This window comes from Marinobacterium marisflavi (assembly GCF_982447095.1).
In genome coordinates, this window is the sequence record NZ_OZ457898.1 from 1071209 (window position 1) to 1089856 (window position 18648).

The following is an 18648-nucleotide window of genomic DNA, read 5'->3' on the forward strand; positions in this document are numbered from 1 at the left end:
CCGCTTACTCGATCACTTTAGGAACCAGGAAGAGGCCTTCCTCGGTTGCTGGTGCTACGCTCTGAAGCTGTTCGCGCTGATTCATCTCGCTCACCTCATCGGCACGCAGTCGCTGTTCGCCATCAAGTGGATGTGCCAGAGGTTCTACTCCAGTGGTATCGATCGCCTGCATCTCATCAACGAGTTGCAGTATGCTGCTTAGGTTTTCGGTGTATTGCGGGATGTCCTGCTCATCGATAGCCAGGCGGGCCAAATAAGCAATACGTTCCACGTCAGATCGGTCGAGTGACATCGTTCCTGTCTCGTCTTCAACGGGTTAAATAGCGTAAATGCAGAATCACTTTTAACTCAGTGATTTGCGCGCTTTCAAACGGTTTAAGTTAGCTGTGTAGGGGCGCTAAGGTATCACATTTGAGCCTTGCCCAAAATCCCTCTGATTGCTAGTATGTTGCGATTCTAAAAACACCGCCAAAACGGCTAGGTTCAGGACCAGTTTACCGATGTTTAAAAAAATTCGCGGCCTATTCTCCAGCGATCTCTCGATCGACCTGGGTACCGCTAATACCCTTATATTTGTTCGCCACCAAGATATCGTTCTAGATGAGCCGTCTGTAGTTGCTATTCGTGTTAACGGCAATCAGAAATCTGTGGCAGCTGTAGGCGCCGATGCGAAGCGTATGCTGGGTCGCACACCCGGCAACATTACCGCTATCCGACCACTTAAAGACGGGGTAATCGCAGACTTCCACGTGACTGAGAAGATGCTGCAGTACTTTATCAGCAAAGTTCACAACAACTCTTTCTTGCGTCCGAGCCCACGCGTACTGATCTGTGTACCCTGTAAATCGACTCAGGTTGAGCGTCGTGCGATCAAAGAGTCGGCAATCGGTGCTGGTGCCCGTGAGGTTTATCTGATTGAAGAGCCAATGGCGGCGGCGATCGGTGCAGGCTTGCCGGTAGAAGAGGCAAGCGGTTCGATGGTTGTCGATATCGGTGGTGGTACTACCGAGATCGCGGTTATCTCGCTTAACGGTATCGTCTACTCAGAGTCTGTTCGTGTCGGTGGCGACCGCTTCGATGAAGCGATTGTTACCTATGTGCGCCGCAACTACGGCAGCCTCATCGGTGAAGCGACCGCCGAGCGTATCAAGCAGGAGATCGGCACGGCTTACCCAGCCACCGAAGTGCTGGAGATCGATGTGCGTGGTCGTAACCTGGCCGAGGGTATCCCACGTCTGTTTACGCTCAACTCCAACGAAGTGCTTGAAGCGCTGCAAGAGCCACTGGCGGCAATTGTACAGGCCGTTAAGAGTGCATTGGAGCAGTGTCCGCCTGAGCTGGCCGCTGATATCGCCGAACAGGGTATCGTACTGACCGGTGGTGGCGCGTTGCTGCGCAACCTGGACCGTCTGCTGACTGAAGAGACAGGCCTGCCAGTTATTGTTGCTGAAGATCCGTTGACCTGTGTCGCTCGCGGTGGTGGTCGGGCACTGGAGATGCTAGACCGCTCGGGTCTTGAACTTCTCTCGTACGACTAAACAGAGGTTGAGGCTGAAACTCAGTGTTTCAGCCTCGCTGCTACCGAGATGATCTTTCGTAACGGTCCCTCAAAAGTTCTTTTTCTGCTGCTGATTATTGCAGCACTCTTCCTTATCGCCCTTGATCTGAACTCACCCAAATTCCGCGAAGGGCGCAGTTATGTGAATCTGATCATTACTCCACTGCAGTGGTTGGTCGATATGCCAGCGCGCTTAGCTGATAATGTCTCTGACGTGGTGGTTAGCCGCTCAAGTTTAGTGGCGGAGAATAACCGCCTGCGCACCGAGGCTCTTGAGCTGGAGCAGCGCGTGCTGCAGAACGCGGCCCTGACTGCAGAGAATCGTCGTCTACGTGCGCTACTGAATGCTCGCTCGCGAATTGACTCGCAAGTACGTCTGGCAGAGTTGATTGGTGTTGATCCCAATCCGTTTCAGCATGAGATCCTGACTAACCTTGGTAGCCAAGATGGCATCACCATCGGCCAGCCCGCGCTCGACTCTGGTGGTGTGATGGGGCAGGTGATATCGGTTGCTCCACTGATCAGCCGTGTAATGCTGATCACTGATTCGCGTGCCGCTGTGCCGGTTGAGTCGGTGCGTACGGGTTTTCGCTCAGTGATTCTCGGTAACGGTAACCCCGACAGCCTGGAGCTCGACTTTGTGCCAGCGACCACCGATATCCGAGTAGGCGATACGCTAGTCACCTCCGGACTGGGTGGCCGCTTCCCGGAGGGCTACCCTGTTGCCGAAGTGACCGAGGTAACGCGTGATCCGGGGCGTCCATTCTTGGTAATCAGAGCGGTACCGACCGCTCGGCTCGATAAGTCGCGTCACCTGTTACTGGTAGAACGCCCTCCAGCGCTGTTGTCCGAACAGCTAAGTGAGGCGTCTGATGGCTGAGGCGCGTGGTGGCAGTCTCATCATTTTTGGCACCTTTATCATCAGTCTATTTTTAAGTCAGCTGCCGCTGCCAGACCTGCTACGCTGGGCGCGCCCAGAATGGGTTCTTCTTTTCCTTGTCTACTGGGTGATGCGTGCACCTTCGCGTGTGGGTCTTTTTTATGCTTTTGTGCTCGGCCTACTGTTGGACCTGGCGCATGGTGGTGTTATTGGGCTTAACGCGCTCTCACTGACGCTGGTGGCATTTCTGGCGCAGCTGCTCTACCGGCGTATGCGCATGTTCCCCCTACCACAGCAGGGGATCATCATCGCTCTGCTAACGGGTCTTAACCAGCTTCTGCACTACTGGATGCAGGGCCTGACTGGAACGCACGGAGACTCTCTGCTGTTTCTATTGCCAGCTGTTTTTAGCGGGATTTTTTGGCCGCTGGTTTTTCTGTTTCTCGACCGTCTCGCACGGACTTTCGATCTAAACTGAATTCGTTATGGAATTGATTCTAGCCTCAGCATCTCCTCGACGTCGTGAACTGCTAGCCCAGATAGGTGTCGCTGCTCGGGTGGAGCCAGCTGAGATAGATGAATCCGTTCTCGAGGGAGAGGCTGCGGGCGATTATGTCTTGCGTCTGGCCCGTGAGAAGGCACAGAAAATCTACGATATGCAGCCGCCAAGCAGACGAGTCTCTACAATCTGTCTGGGCTCTGATACCAGTGTTGTTTTTGCCGGAAGAGTTTTAGGCAAACCGGCTAATTTTGCCGAGTCCCAGTCGATGCTGCGGCAACTATCGGGTACAAAGCATCAGGTAATGACCGCCGTGGCCTTGGTTGGCGCTTTTGGTGTGCGAGAGCAGTTAGTGACCACGGATGTCTGGTTTCGAACGCTCAGTGACACTGAAATCGAGACGTACTGGGCCTGTGGCGAGCCGCAGGACAAAGCTGGCTCCTATGGTATTCAGGGGTTAGGTGCGGTATTTGTGGATCATATTGAAGGTAGTTACAGTGCTGTGGTCGGATTACCACTGGCTGAAACCTCTGAACTGTTACGAACAGCGGGTGTGCCGATCTGGCAGCCGCTGAAGCAAGATTAAGGAGCCTGGTTGTGGGCGAAGAGATACTGATTAACTTTACCCCGATGGAGACACGGGTGGCGGTGATCGAAAATGGTATGCCGCAGGAGATCTATGTCGAGCGCGCCAAGCGCCGTGGGATCCTCGGTAATATCTATAACGGCCGCGTGGTGCGTGTACTGCCGGGTATGCAGGCTGCCTTTGTTGATATCGGCTTAGAGCGCGCAGCGTTCATCCATGCTGACGAGGTGTCAGCACCAGATATTCCCGCTGAGGAGCGGGCCAACATCTCTATCTCTCAGCTTCTGAGAGAGGGGCAGTCGCTGCTGGTGCAGGTGACCAAAGATCCGATCGGTAGTAAAGGGGCGCGGCTAACCACTAATCTCTCTCTACCTTCACGCTATTTGGTGCTCATGCCGGGCGCTGAGCATATCGGCATCTCGCAACGCATTGAGGACCAGGAGGAGCGTGAACGCCTGAAGGCGTTGATGCAGACTCTTTTAGAGCGGGAGGAGCGCATCGATGGCTATGGTTACATCCTCCGGACGGTTGCCGAGGGCGCGACTGAGGTTGAACTAAAAGCCGATATCGCCTTTTTGCACCGCCTATGGAATAAGGTCCAGGCGCGTATTAAAGAGTCCAAACCACCGGCTAATGTCTATGAGGATCTACCGCTCAACATGCGGGCCCTGCGCGATATGACTCACTCGGGCATTGAGCGTATTCGTATCGATTCACGTGAGACTTATCAAAAGGCACTGAGCTTTGCGAACACGCTGGTGCCCGAAATTGAAAGCAAACTGGAGTACTACCCGGGCGAGCGCCCCATCTTCGACATGTTCAACGTTGAGGAGGAGATGCAGCGTGCGCTGGGTCGCAAGATTGAACTCAAATCGGGTGGTTATCTGATCTTCGACCAGACCGAGGCGATGACCACCGTTGATATCAATACGGGTGCGTTCGTTGGGCACCGCAATCTCGAAGAGACTATTTTTAAGACAAACCTCGAAGCCGCAACAGCGATAGGCAGACAACTGCGCCTGCGTAACCTTGGTGGGATTATCATTATCGACTTTATCGATATGGAGGATCCTGAGCATCAGCGTCAGGTACTACGCACGCTCGAGCGTGTTTTGGAACGTGATCACGCTAAATGTAAGCTAACTGGCGTGTCTGAGCTTGGCTTGGTTGAGATGACGCGTAAGCGTACGCGCGAGAGTTTGGAGCACGTTCTCTGTGAAACCTGTAGTCAGTGTCAGGGCCGCGGGATGATACGTACCGCGGAGACGGTTACTTACGAGGTGTTCCGCGAAATTCTGCGTCAACATCGCGCCTATGAGAGTGACTCCTATTTGGTGATTGCGGCGCCTCCAGTAGTTGAGTACCTGCTGGAAGATGCATCGGATCACGTTGCTGAACTGGAGAGTTTTATTGGAAAAACGGTACGTTTTCAAAGCGACTCGATCTACAACCCTGAGCAGTTTGATGTCGTGCTGCGCTAGTATGACGGCATACCGCGCACCGTTCAGTCGGAGTAACCGCGCGTGATTCGTCACACCCTTTGGGCGGGCTGGCTAGCACTTGTGTTCGGGATGATCCTGGCACTGGTGCTCACAGCAGTGCGCTTTGGCTTTCCGCTGCTCGGTGAATATCGTGAATCCTTAGCTGACAGACTCTCTCAAACCTTTGGCGTTCCTGTCTCTATTGAACAGTTAGAGACCCGCTGGAATGGACCCTTCCCACAGTTCGAACTGCGCGGTATCGAAGCCGCCGCCATGGCCGATGAAGGGCCGGATGTTCGTTTCAAATTTGACCGGCTTCTGCTCGAGCTGAACTGGTGGGATTCAATAGTCGCTCGTGCGCCAATCTTTCAGCGAGTGGATGCCAGCGGTCTTTTTGTGCGTTGGTACCAGCGCGATGGTCGATGGTTACATCTCCCCGGTGAGGGCAGTAGTGCTAGTCCCGTCGATCTTGGTGCGCTGGAGGCCAGTCTCAGTATCGTGCTGGCGCAGCCGGAATTCCGTTTGCATGAGTCGCAAATTGAGCTGGTACCTCAAATAGGAGAGTCTCAACGCATCAATCTAGGCCAGGTGCTGTTTGAGAATTCATCAACGCGGCATCAACTCAGTGGCGACTTCAGTGTGCCGCTGTTGGGCGTAGATACTCGACTGGAGTTTGCCGCCCAGCTAGACGGCGACATTCAGCACGCCTCTACACTAGAGTTACCCTTCTATCTAAAACTCGACGATTTAGGCCCTGAGCTGCTGAAAGTGGCAGACGCTGAATTGCCATTGTCAGAGCTGAGCGCTGGTGCAGAGGTCTGGGGCAGTGTGAATCAGTTTGGACTGAGCTTCCTGCGAGGGCGATTGGGCGTTGACCAAGCTCGGGTTGAGTTGAAAGAAAACACTCTAAATCTAGTCGATAGCTCAACGGAATTTAGTCTGCGACCCTACTCAGAGGGCTACCAGCTTCTGCTGCGTGATACTCATATCGGTGATGCTTTAGGGCAGCTCGACTTTGGGCCGAGTCAGTTCGAGCTGCATCGAGTTGCCGGTGAACTGCAGCTCTCGCGTATTTTGCTGCGCAGCCTCGACCTTGAGTTGCTTGATGAGTTACTGGTTCGCTATCCGCTGCCAGAAAAGATCAAATTGATGCTGGTCGATCTTGCGCCTAAAGGTGAGGTCAATAATATTCGACTGGATCTGAGTGATCAGGAACGCGGGCCCTTCTTGCGGGCAAATTTGGTGGGTGTGGATATCGCCTCGTGGCGCCGAGCTCCTTCAGTCAAAAACCTAACCGCTCAGCTGGAGTTAGATGCACAGTCGGGTCGGCTTGATATCGATTCGCGTGAGATTGAACTTAGTTTTCCAACGGTCTATTCCCAAGCTCAGAGTTATGAGCTCGCTCAGGGGCGGTTGAACTGGCGAATTCGAGACGAGGCGGTTGAGCTTAGCTCCGGCCCGCTGCAACTGGTGCATGAGCAGTTTGCGGCGGATGGCGCTTTTTCGATTAATTTGCCTTTCGACCCTGAACAGCAATCCTTTCTGAAACTTATGATCGGCTTGCAGGGGGCTAAAGCCGAGTCTGCTGCGCTGTTGACCCCTGACGTCTTACCGGGAACAGAGAAAGTTCAAGAGTGGGTCGCGCGCGCCATTCAAGCTGGGCAGGTGGATGAAGCCGGATTGATTGTTCACGCCCCGACGCGTGCTTTAGAGGGGCGTCCGGCCCCAAGCGTTGAGCTCTATGTCGCAGCCCGCGACGTAAATCTGGATTACCAAGCGCCTTGGCCCGAACTGCTGAACGCGAATTCGTTTACCCATATGCGCCAAGGCGAGGTAAGGGTTGATCTGTCTCAGGCGCAGATTCTCAACTCTGAAGCGGGACCTTCGGTTCTGATTAAACCTCAGGGTAAAAATGAGCTTTTTATTTGGGGGCAGGTTGAGGGTGATCTTGTTCAGGTAGACCAACTGCTGCGCTCAGATCCGCTTGCTGCGACAGCAGGCAAGAGCCTTGATGATTGGCAGCTTGCAGGCGCGCACCGCTCTTTGGTCAAACTGGGTATCGCCTTGGACCGCAGTTATGCGCCCAGAGTGCGTGTGCAAGCAGGGGTGAATGAAGGGATATTTGCTTCAGAGAAGCAGCGTCTAGCCCTGACCGATATCGAAGGAACCCTAGTGTTTGATACGCGTTCTGGTTTAAGTGCCAGGGGTGTGGATAGCCGTTTTCTTGGCCGTGCCGCTAAGGTTGATATCAGTAGTTCCGCAGAGCAGGGCACAGAGGTGCAATTCTCTGGCCGTTGGGGTGTAGAGCCGCTGTTGGAGTGGGGACGGATTCCGCTTAAATCCTTTATCTCTGGTGAGATCCCGCTGAGTGGCCGTTTGAAACTGTGCCGAGTCGATCAGTGTCGCTCCTCTCTTGTACTCGAGTCGAATATGGCGGGTACGCAGGTGAATGGACCTGAGGCGTTTGCGTTAGAGCCCGATCAGACCAGTCGGTTGAGTGTGGAGTTGGCCTTGGGGTCTCCCTTGCTACTTGCCGTCAATTACGCTGATCGCTTACGTGCATCAATGCAGCTCGGCGAAGTGCTCAAAGCACATTTTCGCTTAGGAGGGGACGCTGCACGCATACCTCAAACAGCTGGATTCAAAGTGGATGGGCAGTTAGATGAGTTGGAGCTCGGCGAGCTGTTCAGCTTTATCGCAACGCTCAATTCAACTTTCAATAAGGGTGGTAATGGCAGCCTGCCGCTCGATCTCGATCTGGGTGTCGGTGCATTGACGGCTGGCCCCTTAGTGCTGGATCAGGTTGAAGCGCAGTTATCACAGCTCGGCTCTGAAATGCAGGTGCTTCTGTCCGGACCTAAAGTAGAGGGTCTTGTCTCATGGAGCCGGGAGCAGCCCGCCTATCGTATCGCTCTCAATCGTATGCATTTGCGCGTGCCCAAAACTGAATCGACTCAAGTTAGGGAAGGTGCTGATGTTGACCCTGAACGTACCTCTCAAACGCTGTTTGACGCAGTTCCGGCACTCGATTTTGATGTTGCCGATCTGCGCTGGAATGAGGCGGCCCTTGGACGGTGGCGCGGCAGTATGCGCCGTATAGGCCAGAGTGTGGCGCTGAGTTCTCTTCGGGGTGAGATGCAGGATCTAGAGCTGAATGGTAACGCCAGCTGGATACTCGCCGATACTGAGCTGACGCAGGTAAACCTGGGCTATCAAGGTAAGGATTTAGGCAACACGCTGGTGAGTCTGGATGAGGCTAGGCTAATCGAGACAGAGTCGCTCAGCGGGCGTATCGCCTTGGCTTGGGAGGCTGCCCCCTGGCAGTTTGCAGGACGCTATATGTATGGCAACCTGAAATTCTCTACTGGGAAAGGTCGTCTATTGGAGGCCTCTGGTGGCACAGGTCTGTTGCGTCTGTTTGGGATTTTGAACTTCAATAATCTAGTACGGCGCCTGCAATTAGACTTTACCGATCTCTTTGCCAAAGGGGTGGTGTTCGATGGCATTAGCGGCGACTTCCTGATACAGGATGGTATCGCAAGCTCGGTGAAGCCGATGGAGATGAAAGGCCCCTCAGCCGGTATGCTCGCTAATGGCGATATCGACTTGGGTAGCAAACGACTCAACATGCAGGTCAACGTGACGCTGCCGCTGGTCAGCAATACACCGCTCGCGGCGGTTTTGCTCGGTGCACCTCAGGTTGCAGGAGCGCTCTTTCTGATCGATAAACTGATCGGCGATAAGATTGAAAAAGCGACTTCCATTGCCTATAAGCTCAGCGGCGGCTGGGATTCTCCTGAGCTCAATTTGTTGAACTCCGCTGATAAAAAGGCGAATCAGTGAGTCGTGTCGGGCTCGTTCAGATGGTTTCAGGTGCCGATCCTGAGGTGAATCTCGAGCAGGCGGTTGAAGGTGTAATTGCAGCTAAGGAGCAGGGGAGTAAGCTTGTTCTCTTGCCCGAGAATTTTTTGCTGTTCGACTCTAAACGTTTGGTCGAGTTCGCTAACTCCAGTCGGGCACAGGCTGCCATAGAGACGTTGGCTGAGGCAGCCATCGAGCACTCAATCTGGATTCTTGCGGGCAGCTTTCCCGTTCCATCGGCGGACGGACGTGTATATGCTCGCTCCCTGCTGTTCAGCGCTGCAGGTGAACAGGTCGCTCAGTATGACAAACGTCATCTGTTTGATGTTGATGTGGCCGACTCTAAGGGTGCTTATCGAGAGTCGAGTTGGATAGCACCGGGCGAGGCGCTGAGTCTGGTCCGTACTCCGGTGGGGCTGTTGGGGCTCTCCATCTGTTACGATCTGCGCTTCCCTGCTCATTATCAGCGTTTGCGACACTTAGGTGCTGAGGTGATCTCTGTACCCTCTGCCTTTACTCAGGTGACCGGCGATGCGCACTGGGAGGTGCTGTTGCGAGCGCGTGCTATTGAGAGCCAGTGCTATATTCTTGGTGCCGGGCAGGGTGGTGATCACGGTAATAACCGTCTCACCTATGGTCACTCGATGATTGTCGACCCTTGGGGGGAGGTGATCGCTCAGAGCAAGCCTCAGGGCTTCGATGTCGTGACTGCTGATATTGATTTGCAGCGCCTACACCGGATCCGAACTGAGATGCCGGTGCTAGGTCAGAGGCGTGACAGCCTCTAAAAGTTAACGGGCTGCTAGTTCTCTGACTGCTCTTCCAGCTCACGCAGGTATTGGAATATCTTACGAAACGCCACGGGAGGTTTGTTCTGTGCCCGCTCTTTGACGGCATTGCGAATCAGCGTACGTAGATGCTGGATATCGCAATCAGGGTAACTAGCGATCACCTCACTGAAAGCCGCCTGACTACGCTCACTGTTCTCATCGATTAGCTGCTCACGCAGGCGCTCTAAGCGGTGAAAACGTTGGTTATGGGCTTCTGAAGCGGAATCAAATCGCTCGATAGCAGCTTTGATCTGGTCCTCATCTTCGTTACGCATCAATTTACCGATGAAGTTGAGATGGCGTTTCTTAGCACCATTACTCGTGATGCGGGCCATCTCTTCCACTGCTTCACGTAGACGCTGATCCATGGGTATCTGCGCCTGTTGATCTGGACGTAGCTCAGTCAAACGCTTGCCCAGCGCTTGAAGTTCATCCATGTAGCGCTTCATTTCGGTACGGCTGACGTACTCGATCTCCTCTTCAGGTTCGTCTTGGTAGCGCTCTTTTCTCATTCTCTTAGTCCATCTCGGTTCTATGCGTAGAAGAAGGTTGCTAGCCCCAGGAAGGCGAAGAAACCTACTACATCTGTAATGGTGGTTAGTAGCACGCCGCCGGCGAGTGCGGGATCTATGCCGGCTGATTTCAGTGTCATTGGCAGCAGGCTTCCAGCTGCGGCTCCGGCAATTAAATTGACGATAATAGCCATAGCGATAACGATGCCGATGGTAGTGTCTTGGAACCAAAGTACAGCAATCGCGGCAACAACGGTTGCCCAGAGCATTCCGTTTAGCAGGCCGACTACCAGCTCACGATTGAATAGCCAGCCGATATTAGAACTCTCGATATGCCCCAGTGCTTGACCGCGGATAACCAGCGTCAGTGTCTGGCTACCGGCGATACCACCCATTGATGCAACGATCGGCATGAGCACTGCAAGGGCCACAACCTGGTCGATTGTGGCTTCAAACAGTCCAATAACCGCTGAGGCTAGGAAGGCCGTAATCAGGTTTATACCCAGCCAGACAGCACGGCGTTTACTGGTTTTAAAGATGGGGGCAAAGGTGTCCTCATCCTCATCTAGACCTGCCATGCTCATCAGCGAGTGGTCAGCATCCTCTCGGATAACATCTACCACGTCATCGATAGTGATACGCCCCAGTAGGCGACCCTCGTCGTTCACTACCGGTGCGGAGATGAGGTCGCGCTGCTCGAAGATACGGGCGACCTCGTCATCGGGCATATTAGCGGGAATCGCATCTTCGCCATCAGCCTGCATGATTTCGCGCACGAGCATGGTTGGATCGGCGGTTATCAAACGTGTCAGCGGCAGTACACCTATCAGGGTGTTTTTCTTGCGGCTGACAATGAAGATTGAGTCGGTGCCTTCCGGAATCTCTCGATGGCGGCGCAGATAGCGCAACGCCGCCTCGACAGTAATGTCGGGACGGATGGTCACCGTATCGGTGTTCATCAGGCCGCCAGCGGTGTCCTCAGGGTAGGAGAGTACCTCCTCCAGCCGCTCGCGGTTTTGCAGATCCATGTTCTCGAGCAGTTCGCGCATGATCGTGTCAGGCAACTGCTGCATGATGTCTGCAAGGTCGTCGGTGTCCAGAGATTCGGTGATCGCTAGCAGCTCGGAGGCATTCATTTCGCTGAGGATTTCAGCCTGAATATCGTCACCGAGGTGTTGTAGCACATCACCCTCATTGTCCTGATTGATCAGGCCCCAGAGGATACGACGTTCGCGGGGAGGGGATTTTTCCAGCAGATGCGCAACCTCTACGGGACGCATGCCGCGGTTAATCATAAAACGGATTTCCCGATGCTGATTGGTCTCGAGGGCGGTCGACAGCGATTCTAGATCGATCTGATTATCGTCTGTGCTCATCATTCGTCCCTCAGAGCGAGTGGCTTAAGAGTCTCTTAAGGCACTACTCCTCTTCATCAAAGCGGTTATTAATTAGCGCTGTCACAGCGTCCATTGCTGCCGCCTCATCCTCACCGTTGGTGATGATTTTGAGTTCTGTCCCTTTGGAGGCAGCCAGCATCATTACGGCCATTATACTCTTAGCATCGACCTCGCGACCCCCTTTATCGATACGAATGTCGCAAGCGAAGGAGCTAGTGGTGCCGATCAGTTTAGCGGCGGCTCGAGCGTGCAGCCCAAGCTTGTTGATGATCGTGATCTCTTGTTCAATCATAGAGTTAATTCAGCTCTCGGTGGCGCACCTGCACATTATCCATATGCTCTTTGAAATAACCAGCAAGTTGTTCAGCGACAAACACAGAACGGTGCTGACCGCCAGTGCAGCCAATACCCACGGTGACATAGCTGCGATTGTTACTTTTGAAACCGGGTATCCAGCTCTCGATGAATGAGCGTATATCTTCAATCATCTTCTTCACCTCAGGTTCCTTACCCAAGAATTCGACGACCGGTTGATCCTGCCCGGTATACTGGCGCAGCTCAGGATACCAGTAGGGGTTGGGTAGAATTCTAACATCGAAGCTGAAATCTATATCCAGTGGCACGCCATGCTTGAAACCGAAGGACTCAAACTGCAGTGCCAACGTCTGTTCAGCCCTTTGGGCGACCCGATCTTTTATTGTGTCGCGCAGTTGGTAGAGTGTTAGCTGCGTGGTGTCGATCTGAAGGTCAGCAGCGGAAACGATGGGTTCGAGTAGTGACTTTTCAAGTTGAATAGCTTGTTCGAGAACAATCTCGTCGGTACTCAGCGGATGTTTTCTTCGAGTAGCAGAGTAGCGTTTGAGCAGGGACTCTTCCGAGGCGTCTAGAAAGACAATCTCGAACGACAGATCCGACGCCTCTCTGAGACGCACAACAACCTCTTCGAATCGCTTCAAATCTGCAAACTGATTACGAGCATCGATGCCGACCGCAATTCGCCGTGGGCCATTTGAGTTGGAATTCATTTGATCGACTAGCATCGGCAGCAAACTGGCAGGCAGGTTATCGATGCAGTAGAAACCCACATCCTCCAGTGCCTGAAGTGCAGTGGTTTTACCCGATCCGCTGCGTCCGCTGATTACTACGAGTCGCATCTTAATTATCTCTAGGCTCTAGACAGGGATTGAGCGTTGTTGAATAGCGCATCACTGTTGGGACTCTGGCGCAGTTCGTTAAGCGCTTTCGGGTTGCTGAATAGTTCAGCGAGGCCCGCTAGCGTTTTTAGATGCTCATCGTTGCCGTCGTCCGGAACGATCAAAGCGCAGATTAGGTCGACGGGTTGGCTGTCTATCGCATCAAAGTCGATGGGTTTAGTCAGTGTCAGCAACGCAGCAGCCGGTTTGTCGGCTCCGGCAATGCGACAGTGGGGAATCCCAACCCCTGACCCTAGGCCTGTGCTGCCTAAGCGTTCGCGGTTAAGTAGTCCAGAAAAAATAGTGTCAGCATCGGTGCCATTAACGGAAGTGGCCAGCATCTCGCTGGCCACCTCTAAGACACGCTTTTTGCTAGCAATGTCAGCACCCTGTTGGGTCGCTGAACTGATTAGCAGTTCTCCAAGTTGCATTGTCTATTACTTCACTTATTTGTGTGATTTCATTTTCTCTTTGTGCTTGATGATCTGGCGGTCAAGTTTGTCCACCATCGCATCAATCGCGGCATACATATCATCGTGCTCATGTGAGGCGACAACCTGACCGCCGGCCAAATGAATATCGGCCTCAGCTTTCTGACCCTGCTTCTCCACGCTAAGGGTAACCTGAGCACTCTGGATGTTGTCGAAGTGGCGCTCTAGTTTGTCAAATTTGGTACGCACGTATTCGCTCATGCTTTCAGTCAGCTCTACATGATGTCCGGTGATGTTAATTTGCATATGACTTCTCCTCGTACCGGGCGGAATAGGGTAGAGGCCCGCCCTGCCTCAAAAAATCTATTGCGAAACCAGTCGTTTGCGTTCATTTGACGGTGGTATGTTCAATACCTCACGATACTTTGCAATTGTCCGTCTGGCTACATTGAAACCTTGATCTTCAAGTATTTTGGCTATCTTGCTATCGCTCAGGGGCTTACGGCTATCTTCATCATCGACCAGCTTACGGATGACAGCGCGGATGGCTGTCGATGAAGCCGAACCGCCATCGACTGTGCTGATGTGGCTAGAGAAGAAGTACTTCAGTTCGAAGACGCCGCGTGGCGTATGCATGTACTTCTGCGTAGTGACACGTGAGATCGTTGATTCGTGCATCTCTACCGCCTCAGCGATGTCATGCAAAACCAGCGGTACCATCCCCTCATCACCGCGCTCCAAGAAGCCGATCTGTTTGGCAACAATCTGTGAGGCGACTTTCAGCAGGGTTTCGTTACGACTCTGTAAACTCTTCAGGAACCAACGCGCCTCTTGAAGGTTATCGCGTAGGTACTGGTTCTGTGCGCTGGTATCACCGCGCTTGATCAAGTCCGCATACTGATCGTTGATTCGGAGTTCTGGCGACACTTCGCTATTTAAGCTGACCACCCAATCCCCTTGTACTTTACGTACCAGCACATCAGGAATGACATACTCGGCCGCATTCTCGGTGATAATCGAGCCGGGGTGTGGGTTAAGTGTTTGAATTAGTTCAATAACGGCTTGAAGGCTATCTTCCTTAATCCGCATCCGACGCATAATTGATTTATAGTCGCGGTTGCCCAAAAGCGCCAGATAATCACGGCACAATCTCAACGCCTCTGGGCGCAGAGGGGTATCAGGAGAGAGCTGTTTGAGCTGAATCGTCAGGCACTCGCTCAGGTCGCGTGCAGCGACCCCAGGAGGGTCGAACTGCTGTAGTCGGTGCAACACCGCCTCGACTTCGTCCATCTCGACATCCATGAACTCTTCAGGGTACTGCTCCTGACACTGCAGCAGAATATCGCCGCAGTCGGTTGTCAGGTAGCCGTCGCCGTCGATAGCATCAATGAAAGCCTCAGCGATAAAACGATCCAACTCGCTCATACGAGTCAAGTTGAGCTGCCAGCTTAGGTGATCTTGCAGCGTGTCTTGCAGCGTGTCGTTATCGCCGGGCGTCCAGTCATCGTCGCGCGTTGCCGTGCTTGTGGTGGTGCTGGTTTGGTAAGTGTCGTCCCATGAGCTATCTGTCGCCAGCTCATCGGGTATCCCCTCATTCCAGTCGCTATCGGTTTGACTAGAGTCCGGCTGATCATCCCAGTCATTGCTGCTCAGCTCGCTCTCTGCGGAGGAGTCAATTTCGTCACTGGCTTGCGTACTGACTTCGGCAGAGTCACTGCTGGCTACTGATTCTGATTCGCTGGAATTCGTTTGGACGTCGCCCTCATCCTCCTCAGCTACTTCAAGCAGCGGATTGGATTCAAGCGCATTCTGTATCTCAGTCTGTAGCTCCAGTGTGGAGAGCTGCAGCAGGCGGATCGCTTGCTGAAGCTGAGGCGTCATCGTTAATGACTGGCCTATTTTTAGCTGAAGAGACTGTTTCATAATTCTTTATTCACTTAAACGAGCCAGGACAATTACAGCCTAAACTCGTCCCCTAAATATGCCTGACGCACCTGCGGATTGGCTAATATCGCCTCAGCGTTGCCCTCAGCGAGAATGCGTCCCTCACTTACAATATAGGCGCGTTCACAGATATCGAGAGTCTCGCGCACGTTGTGGTCGGTAATTAGTACACCGATGCCGCGATCTTTCAGGTGGCGAATTGTCTGTTTTATGTCGCTGACTGAAATTGGATCGACGCCGGCAAAAGGTTCATCTAGTAAGATAAATTTCGGATCATTGGCCAACGCACGGGCTATCTCCACACGTCGGCGTTCACCGCCAGAGAGCACCATCCCTTTGGAGTCGCGTATATGGGTGATATGGAACTCTTCAAGTAGTGCTTGAGCCTTCTCTTCACGCTGCGCCTGAGTCAGATCTTTGCGTGTCTCCAGAATGGCCATTAGATTATCGTAGACACTTAGCTTGCGAAACACGGAAGCTTCTTGTGGCAGATAGCCGACGCCCAAGCGGGCGCGCTGATGTATGGGTAGGCGAGTGATGTCATCCTGCTGGAGTCGTATGGCACCTCGATCAGCAGAAATTAGACCGACGATCATGTAGAAACAGGTGGTTTTCCCAGCACCATTGGGACCAAGCAGCCCGATAATCTCGCCTTGCTCAACGCTGAGTGAGACATCTTTGATCACTTCACGGCCGCGGTAAGCTTTAGCCAGAGCGTTAGCTTCCAGTCTGATCATGAACCCGAATCACTGCGTGGCTGAATGACCATGCGAACACGTTTGTCGGATTTGCTGTCACTGAAGGCGTCTACCAGAGCTTTCTGCATATCGTAATTGATACGAGCACCGGTAAACTCATCGCCGGCCTGGGTTACCTTGGCGTCACCGATAATCTTCAGTAACTGCGTGCCGACCCCGTAATCGAGCTTATCGCCCGTCGCGACGGTGACGGCCTGCTCCTCAGAGGGCTGCTGCTCAAAATAGGCAGGTGTGCCATCTGAGATGATCTGATCCACATTGCCTTCGGCATCACGACGCAACTCAACGCGATCGCCTCGCAGGATCATGCTGCCTTGGGTTATATCAACATTGCCGGTGTAGACAGTGATGCCCGTATTGTCGTCGATACTGGCGCGGTCAGCTGCCACGTAGATCGGCTGGTCGCGATCGCTCTCAAGTGCGAAACTGCTGGCGCACAAACAGCCGAGAAGGGCAGCGGTAGAGAGTTTAACGGTTTTCAGTTGCAACATAGTTGCCCCTTACTGTTGATAACAGTTCCATGCGGTTCTCGGCAGTATAAAACTCCATACCAATTGCCCGCGTTTCACCCGAGCTACTGGTGATCTCTACAGGGTCTTCAGTGACCGCCAGCTCGCTATTCGGGAAATAGGTCAGGCTTGGCGTGAACATTGCAACAGCCTGATCTGTCTCTGGATTATGGTGAAGCTCCACCTGTTCCGCAAGGTCTAGGCGGCTGTTATCGTCCTGATAGGTTGCTCGCATCGCACTCAAGGTGTGCGTAACCTCTTGCGATGGCTTGAAACCGACAGAGTAGGGGCGTGTCAGTTCGCTTTCGCGCCGCCCCTCGAAATGGGTAATCGTCTGCGCATCAGTGACCGAGCTGCGTTTGCCGTTAAGGTCGTAGCGAGTTAGCAAAGCCTCGTTGACAAACCAGTCGATGCGTCGGTCGCTGTCTGTGAGGGTCTGCTGAGTCTCGCTACTTCGAAAGCCGAACTGCCACACCAGGAGCAGGGCAAGCACCAGCAGTGAGGCGACAATCAGACGCAGACGATTAAGTGAGATCAAAGATAGCGCTCCAGGGCTGCATCGAGCTTGCCTTGAGCGGCGAGGATTAGATCACAGAGCTCGCGAACAGCACCTGCTCCACCTGGTTTGTCGCTGATCCAGTCAGCATGTTGACGCACCAGCCAGTATCCATTGGGGACTGTTGCACCAAACTGACTCGCTCGAATGGCACTGAGGTCAGGAAGGTCGTCACCGATATAGGCGGTGTTACTGGCGCTGTAACCCGTACGCTCCCAGAGCTCCTGCAGTGCGATCAGTTTATCTTCACGGCCCTGCTGGGTGTAGTTGATCCCGAGGCTCTCAGCACGCAGTTTCACCTGCGGCGAGCTGCGACCGGTAATGATCGCTGTCTCAACACCGTTTTGCATCAGCAGTTTCAGGCCTAGGCCATCCAGAATGCTGAAGGTTTTCACCTCAGTGCCATCAGCTAGAAAACTGAGCGTGCCGTTGGTTAGTATGCCATCCACGTCCATAACAAGAAGTTTGATCGGCTCGAGTTTGGCCTTAAGTTCTGCGCTTACATCCATCAGATCACCCCTGCTGCGAGCATATCGTGCATGTTGAGCGCGCCCACCAGCTCGCCGCTGTCAGACAGCACAACCAGCGCGTTTATCTTGCGCTCCTGCATAATCTGGAGCGCTTCTGCGGCCAGAATATCCTGAGTCACGGTCGTGAAGTTGCGCGTCATAACGGTCTCAATCGATGTGCTGCTCAGGTCAATGCCCTGATCAATTGCGCGGCGAAGGTCACCATCAGTAAAAATACCGACAACTCTGTTGGCGTGGATAACTGTCGTCATACCCAAGCGTTTGCGAGTTACCTCGAGCAGCGCTGCAGGCACCAGTTCTGTTGGAGCCACCTGCGGAATCTCCTCACCCTGATGCATCAAATCGCTGACCTTGAGGAGGAGTCTGCGCCCCAGCGCACCACCTGGGTGGGAGAAGGCGAAGTCTTCAGCGCTGAAACCGCGTGCCTCTAACAACGCAGTGGCTAGCGCATCGCCGATAACCAGCTGCGCCGTAGTGCTTGACGTTGGCGCAAGGTTAAGTGGGCAGGCTTCGCGCTCAATCGGTATGTGCAGGACCACATCGGCAGCTTGCGCTAGCGGTGAACTATCACGCGCGGTAATTGCGATTAACTCAACTCCTTTGCGTTTGAGAAGTGGCAAAATCGCCACCACTTCGGCAGAGCTTCCGGAGTTTGACAGAGCTATAACGACATCATCGGGTGTGAACATCCCTAAATCGCCATGACTCGCCTCGCCCGGGTGAACAAAGAACGAGGGCGAGCCCGTGCTAGCGAGTGTTGCCGCTATTTTGGCACCAATATGTCCAGACTTACCCATGCCGGTCACCACTACGCGGCCTTTGCAATTCAGCATTAGCTTACAGGCCTCTGTGAAGGGTTCGCCGAGCGTATCGTGAAGGTCCTGTATCGCTTGGCGTTCTAGGTCGATAGTGCGTTTGCCGGCACTGACGAAATCAAAAGGGAGGTTCGGACTATTCATAGAAGCTGGGTTATACTCGTAGAATCTTAAGTTATTGTTAATCCGGCTGATCCTAAGATCGCGACTTAACCTAACAGAGCTGGTTCGAATGCCTACTAGTGTATCCAATCTCCAGCCAAGTGTCTCATCTCACTATCCATTCGTTATTCCACGACTTAGGTCGT

The 18648-nt window shown here is 53.4% G+C and carries 20 protein-coding genes; 7 read left to right on the plus strand and 13 right to left on the minus strand.

Going from position 1 to position 18648, the window contains the following annotated elements; all coding sequences use genetic code 11:
* Nucleotides 1-4 precede the first annotated feature (4 nt).
* Entirely contained in the window at nt 5-292 is a 288-nt protein-coding gene (gene gatC / locus AC1WNR_RS05285; protein ID WP_481643482.1) for an Asp-tRNA(Asn)/Glu-tRNA(Gln) amidotransferase subunit GatC, read from the minus strand.
* Between the two features lie 208 nt (nt 293-500).
* Here gatC and AC1WNR_RS05290 point away from each other — a divergent pair, with 208 nt between their 5' ends.
* The 7 genes from AC1WNR_RS05290 to AC1WNR_RS05320 are packed head-to-tail and all read left to right on the plus strand — an operon-like array spanning nt 501 to nt 9653.
* Complete coding sequence (locus AC1WNR_RS05290) at nt 501-1538, plus strand: rod shape-determining protein (RefSeq protein ID WP_481643483.1); 1038 nt, start codon at nt 501-503, stop codon at nt 1536-1538.
* Between the two features lie 48 nt (nt 1539-1586).
* The gene (mreC, locus tag AC1WNR_RS05295) at nt 1587-2438 is read left to right on the plus strand and encodes a rod shape-determining protein MreC (protein ID WP_481643484.1); all 852 of its coding nucleotides are present in this window, start codon (nt 1587-1589) and stop codon (nt 2436-2438) included.
* Nucleotides 2431-2916 (plus strand): rod shape-determining protein MreD, encoded by a 486-nt coding sequence (mreD, locus tag AC1WNR_RS05300; protein ID WP_481643485.1) that lies wholly within the window; start codon nt 2431-2433, stop codon nt 2914-2916. The genes mreC and mreD overlap by 8 nt, the downstream gene beginning before the upstream one ends.
* Before the next feature lie 7 nt (nt 2917-2923).
* Nucleotides 2924-3523, plus strand: a complete 600-nt coding sequence (locus AC1WNR_RS05305) for a Maf family protein (RefSeq protein WP_481643486.1) — start codon at nt 2924-2926, stop codon at nt 3521-3523.
* A gap of 11 nt (nt 3524-3534) precedes the next feature.
* Nucleotides 3535-5004, plus strand: a complete 1470-nt coding sequence (gene rng / locus AC1WNR_RS05310) for a ribonuclease G (RefSeq protein ID WP_481643487.1) — start codon at nt 3535-3537, stop codon at nt 5002-5004.
* A gap of 42 nt (nt 5005-5046) precedes the next feature.
* The gene (locus tag AC1WNR_RS05315) at nt 5047-8847 is read left to right on the plus strand and encodes a YhdP family protein (protein ID WP_481643488.1); all 3801 of its coding nucleotides are present in this window, start codon (nt 5047-5049) and stop codon (nt 8845-8847) included.
* Complete coding sequence (locus AC1WNR_RS05320; RefSeq protein ID WP_481643489.1) at nt 8844-9653, plus strand: carbon-nitrogen hydrolase family protein; 810 nt, start codon at nt 8844-8846, stop codon at nt 9651-9653. Before AC1WNR_RS05315 ends, AC1WNR_RS05320 begins: the two co-directional genes overlap by 4 nt.
* A 14-nt stretch (nt 9654-9667) precedes the next feature.
* On the opposite strand, the gene yjgA is transcribed toward AC1WNR_RS05320, so the two are convergent.
* From yjgA to AC1WNR_RS05380, 12 genes are read right to left on the minus strand one after another with little or no spacing between them, the layout of a single operon-like run.
* Nucleotides 9668-10207: a ribosome biogenesis factor YjgA gene (gene yjgA / locus AC1WNR_RS05325; protein ID WP_481643490.1), complete on the minus strand. Its 540-nt coding sequence runs from the start codon at nt 10205-10207 to the stop codon at nt 9668-9670.
* Between the two features lie 20 nt (nt 10208-10227).
* Nucleotides 10228-11583, minus strand: a complete 1356-nt coding sequence (gene mgtE, locus AC1WNR_RS05330) for a magnesium transporter (protein WP_481643491.1) — start codon at nt 11581-11583, stop codon at nt 10228-10230.
* A gap of 43 nt (nt 11584-11626) precedes the next feature.
* Entirely contained in the window at nt 11627-11896 is a 270-nt protein-coding gene (locus AC1WNR_RS05335; protein WP_481643492.1) for an HPr family phosphocarrier protein, read from the minus strand.
* Between the two features lie 4 nt (nt 11897-11900).
* Complete coding sequence (rapZ, locus tag AC1WNR_RS05340; RefSeq protein WP_481643493.1) at nt 11901-12758, minus strand: RNase adapter RapZ; 858 nt, start codon at nt 12756-12758, stop codon at nt 11901-11903.
* 11 nt (nt 12759-12769) lie between these two features.
* Entirely contained in the window at nt 12770-13228 is a 459-nt protein-coding gene (locus tag AC1WNR_RS05345; RefSeq protein WP_481643494.1) for a PTS sugar transporter subunit IIA, read from the minus strand.
* 15 nt (nt 13229-13243) lie between these two features.
* Nucleotides 13244-13534 carry a ribosome hibernation-promoting factor, HPF/YfiA family gene (gene hpf / locus AC1WNR_RS05350; protein ID WP_481643495.1) on the minus strand — a complete coding sequence of 97 codons (291 nt, stop codon included), beginning with the start codon at nt 13532-13534 and terminating at the stop codon, nt 13244-13246.
* Nucleotides 13535-13591: 57 nt separating this feature from the next.
* The gene (locus AC1WNR_RS05355; protein WP_481643496.1) at nt 13592-15151 is read right to left on the minus strand and encodes an RNA polymerase factor sigma-54; all 1560 of its coding nucleotides are present in this window, start codon (nt 15149-15151) and stop codon (nt 13592-13594) included.
* 32 nt (nt 15152-15183) lie between these two features.
* Nucleotides 15184-15909: an LPS export ABC transporter ATP-binding protein gene (gene lptB, locus AC1WNR_RS05360; protein WP_481643497.1), complete on the minus strand. Its 726-nt coding sequence runs from the start codon at nt 15907-15909 to the stop codon at nt 15184-15186.
* Nucleotides 15906-16421 (minus strand): lipopolysaccharide transport periplasmic protein LptA, encoded by a 516-nt coding sequence (gene lptA, locus AC1WNR_RS05365; RefSeq protein WP_481643498.1) that lies wholly within the window; start codon nt 16419-16421, stop codon nt 15906-15908. The genes lptB and lptA overlap by 4 nt, the downstream gene beginning before the upstream one ends.
* Nucleotides 16399-16977: an LPS export ABC transporter periplasmic protein LptC gene (gene lptC / locus AC1WNR_RS05370; protein ID WP_481643499.1), complete on the minus strand. Its 579-nt coding sequence runs from the start codon at nt 16975-16977 to the stop codon at nt 16399-16401. The genes lptA and lptC overlap by 23 nt, the downstream gene beginning before the upstream one ends.
* Nucleotides 16974-17504 carry a KdsC family phosphatase gene (locus AC1WNR_RS05375; RefSeq protein ID WP_481643500.1) on the minus strand — a complete coding sequence of 177 codons (531 nt, stop codon included), beginning with the start codon at nt 17502-17504 and terminating at the stop codon, nt 16974-16976. The genes lptC and AC1WNR_RS05375 overlap by 4 nt, the downstream gene beginning before the upstream one ends.
* Entirely contained in the window at nt 17504-18484 is a 981-nt protein-coding gene (locus tag AC1WNR_RS05380) for a KpsF/GutQ family sugar-phosphate isomerase (protein WP_481643501.1), read from the minus strand. The genes AC1WNR_RS05375 and AC1WNR_RS05380 overlap by 1 nt, the downstream gene beginning before the upstream one ends.
* Nucleotides 18485-18648: the final 164 nt, after the last annotated feature.

Excerpts from the sequence above, each read along its gene's own strand:
- rapZ (WP_481643493.1), bottom strand. The coding sequence starts at position 12,758 with ATGCGACTCGTAGTAATCAGCGGACGCAGCGGATCGGGTAAAACCACT.
- mreC (WP_481643484.1), top strand. The coding sequence starts at position 1,587 with ATGATCTTTCGTAACGGTCCCTCAAAAGTTCTTTTTCTGCTGCTGATT.
- AC1WNR_RS05345 (WP_481643494.1), bottom strand. The coding sequence starts at position 13,228 with ATGCAACTTGGAGAACTGCTAATCAGTTCAGCGACCCAACAGGGTGCT.
- yjgA (WP_481643490.1), bottom strand. The coding sequence starts at position 10,207 with ATGAGAAAAGAGCGCTACCAAGACGAACCTGAAGAGGAGATCGAGTAC.
- AC1WNR_RS05305 (WP_481643486.1), top strand. The coding sequence starts at position 2,924 with ATGGAATTGATTCTAGCCTCAGCATCTCCTCGACGTCGTGAACTGCTA.
- AC1WNR_RS05355 (WP_481643496.1), bottom strand. The coding sequence starts at position 15,151 with ATGAAACAGTCTCTTCAGCTAAAAATAGGCCAGTCATTAACGATGACG.
- gatC (WP_481643482.1), bottom strand. The coding sequence starts at position 292 with ATGTCACTCGACCGATCTGACGTGGAACGTATTGCTTATTTGGCCCGC.
- AC1WNR_RS05380 (WP_481643501.1), bottom strand. The coding sequence starts at position 18,484 with ATGAATAGTCCGAACCTCCCTTTTGATTTCGTCAGTGCCGGCAAACGC.
- mgtE (WP_481643491.1), bottom strand. The coding sequence starts at position 11,583 with ATGAGCACAGACGATAATCAGATCGATCTAGAATCGCTGTCGACCGCC.
- lptA (WP_481643498.1), bottom strand. The coding sequence starts at position 16,421 with ATGTTGCAACTGAAAACCGTTAAACTCTCTACCGCTGCCCTTCTCGGC.
- mreD (WP_481643485.1), top strand. The coding sequence starts at position 2,431 with ATGGCTGAGGCGCGTGGTGGCAGTCTCATCATTTTTGGCACCTTTATC.
- lptB (WP_481643497.1), bottom strand. The coding sequence starts at position 15,909 with ATGATCAGACTGGAAGCTAACGCTCTGGCTAAAGCTTACCGCGGCCGT.
- AC1WNR_RS05375 (WP_481643500.1), bottom strand. The coding sequence starts at position 17,504 with ATGGATGTAAGCGCAGAACTTAAGGCCAAACTCGAGCCGATCAAACTT.
- hpf (WP_481643495.1), bottom strand. The coding sequence starts at position 13,534 with ATGCAAATTAACATCACCGGACATCATGTAGAGCTGACTGAAAGCATG.
- AC1WNR_RS05290 (WP_481643483.1), top strand. The coding sequence starts at position 501 with ATGTTTAAAAAAATTCGCGGCCTATTCTCCAGCGATCTCTCGATCGAC.
- AC1WNR_RS05335 (WP_481643492.1), bottom strand. The coding sequence starts at position 11,896 with ATGATTGAACAAGAGATCACGATCATCAACAAGCTTGGGCTGCACGCT.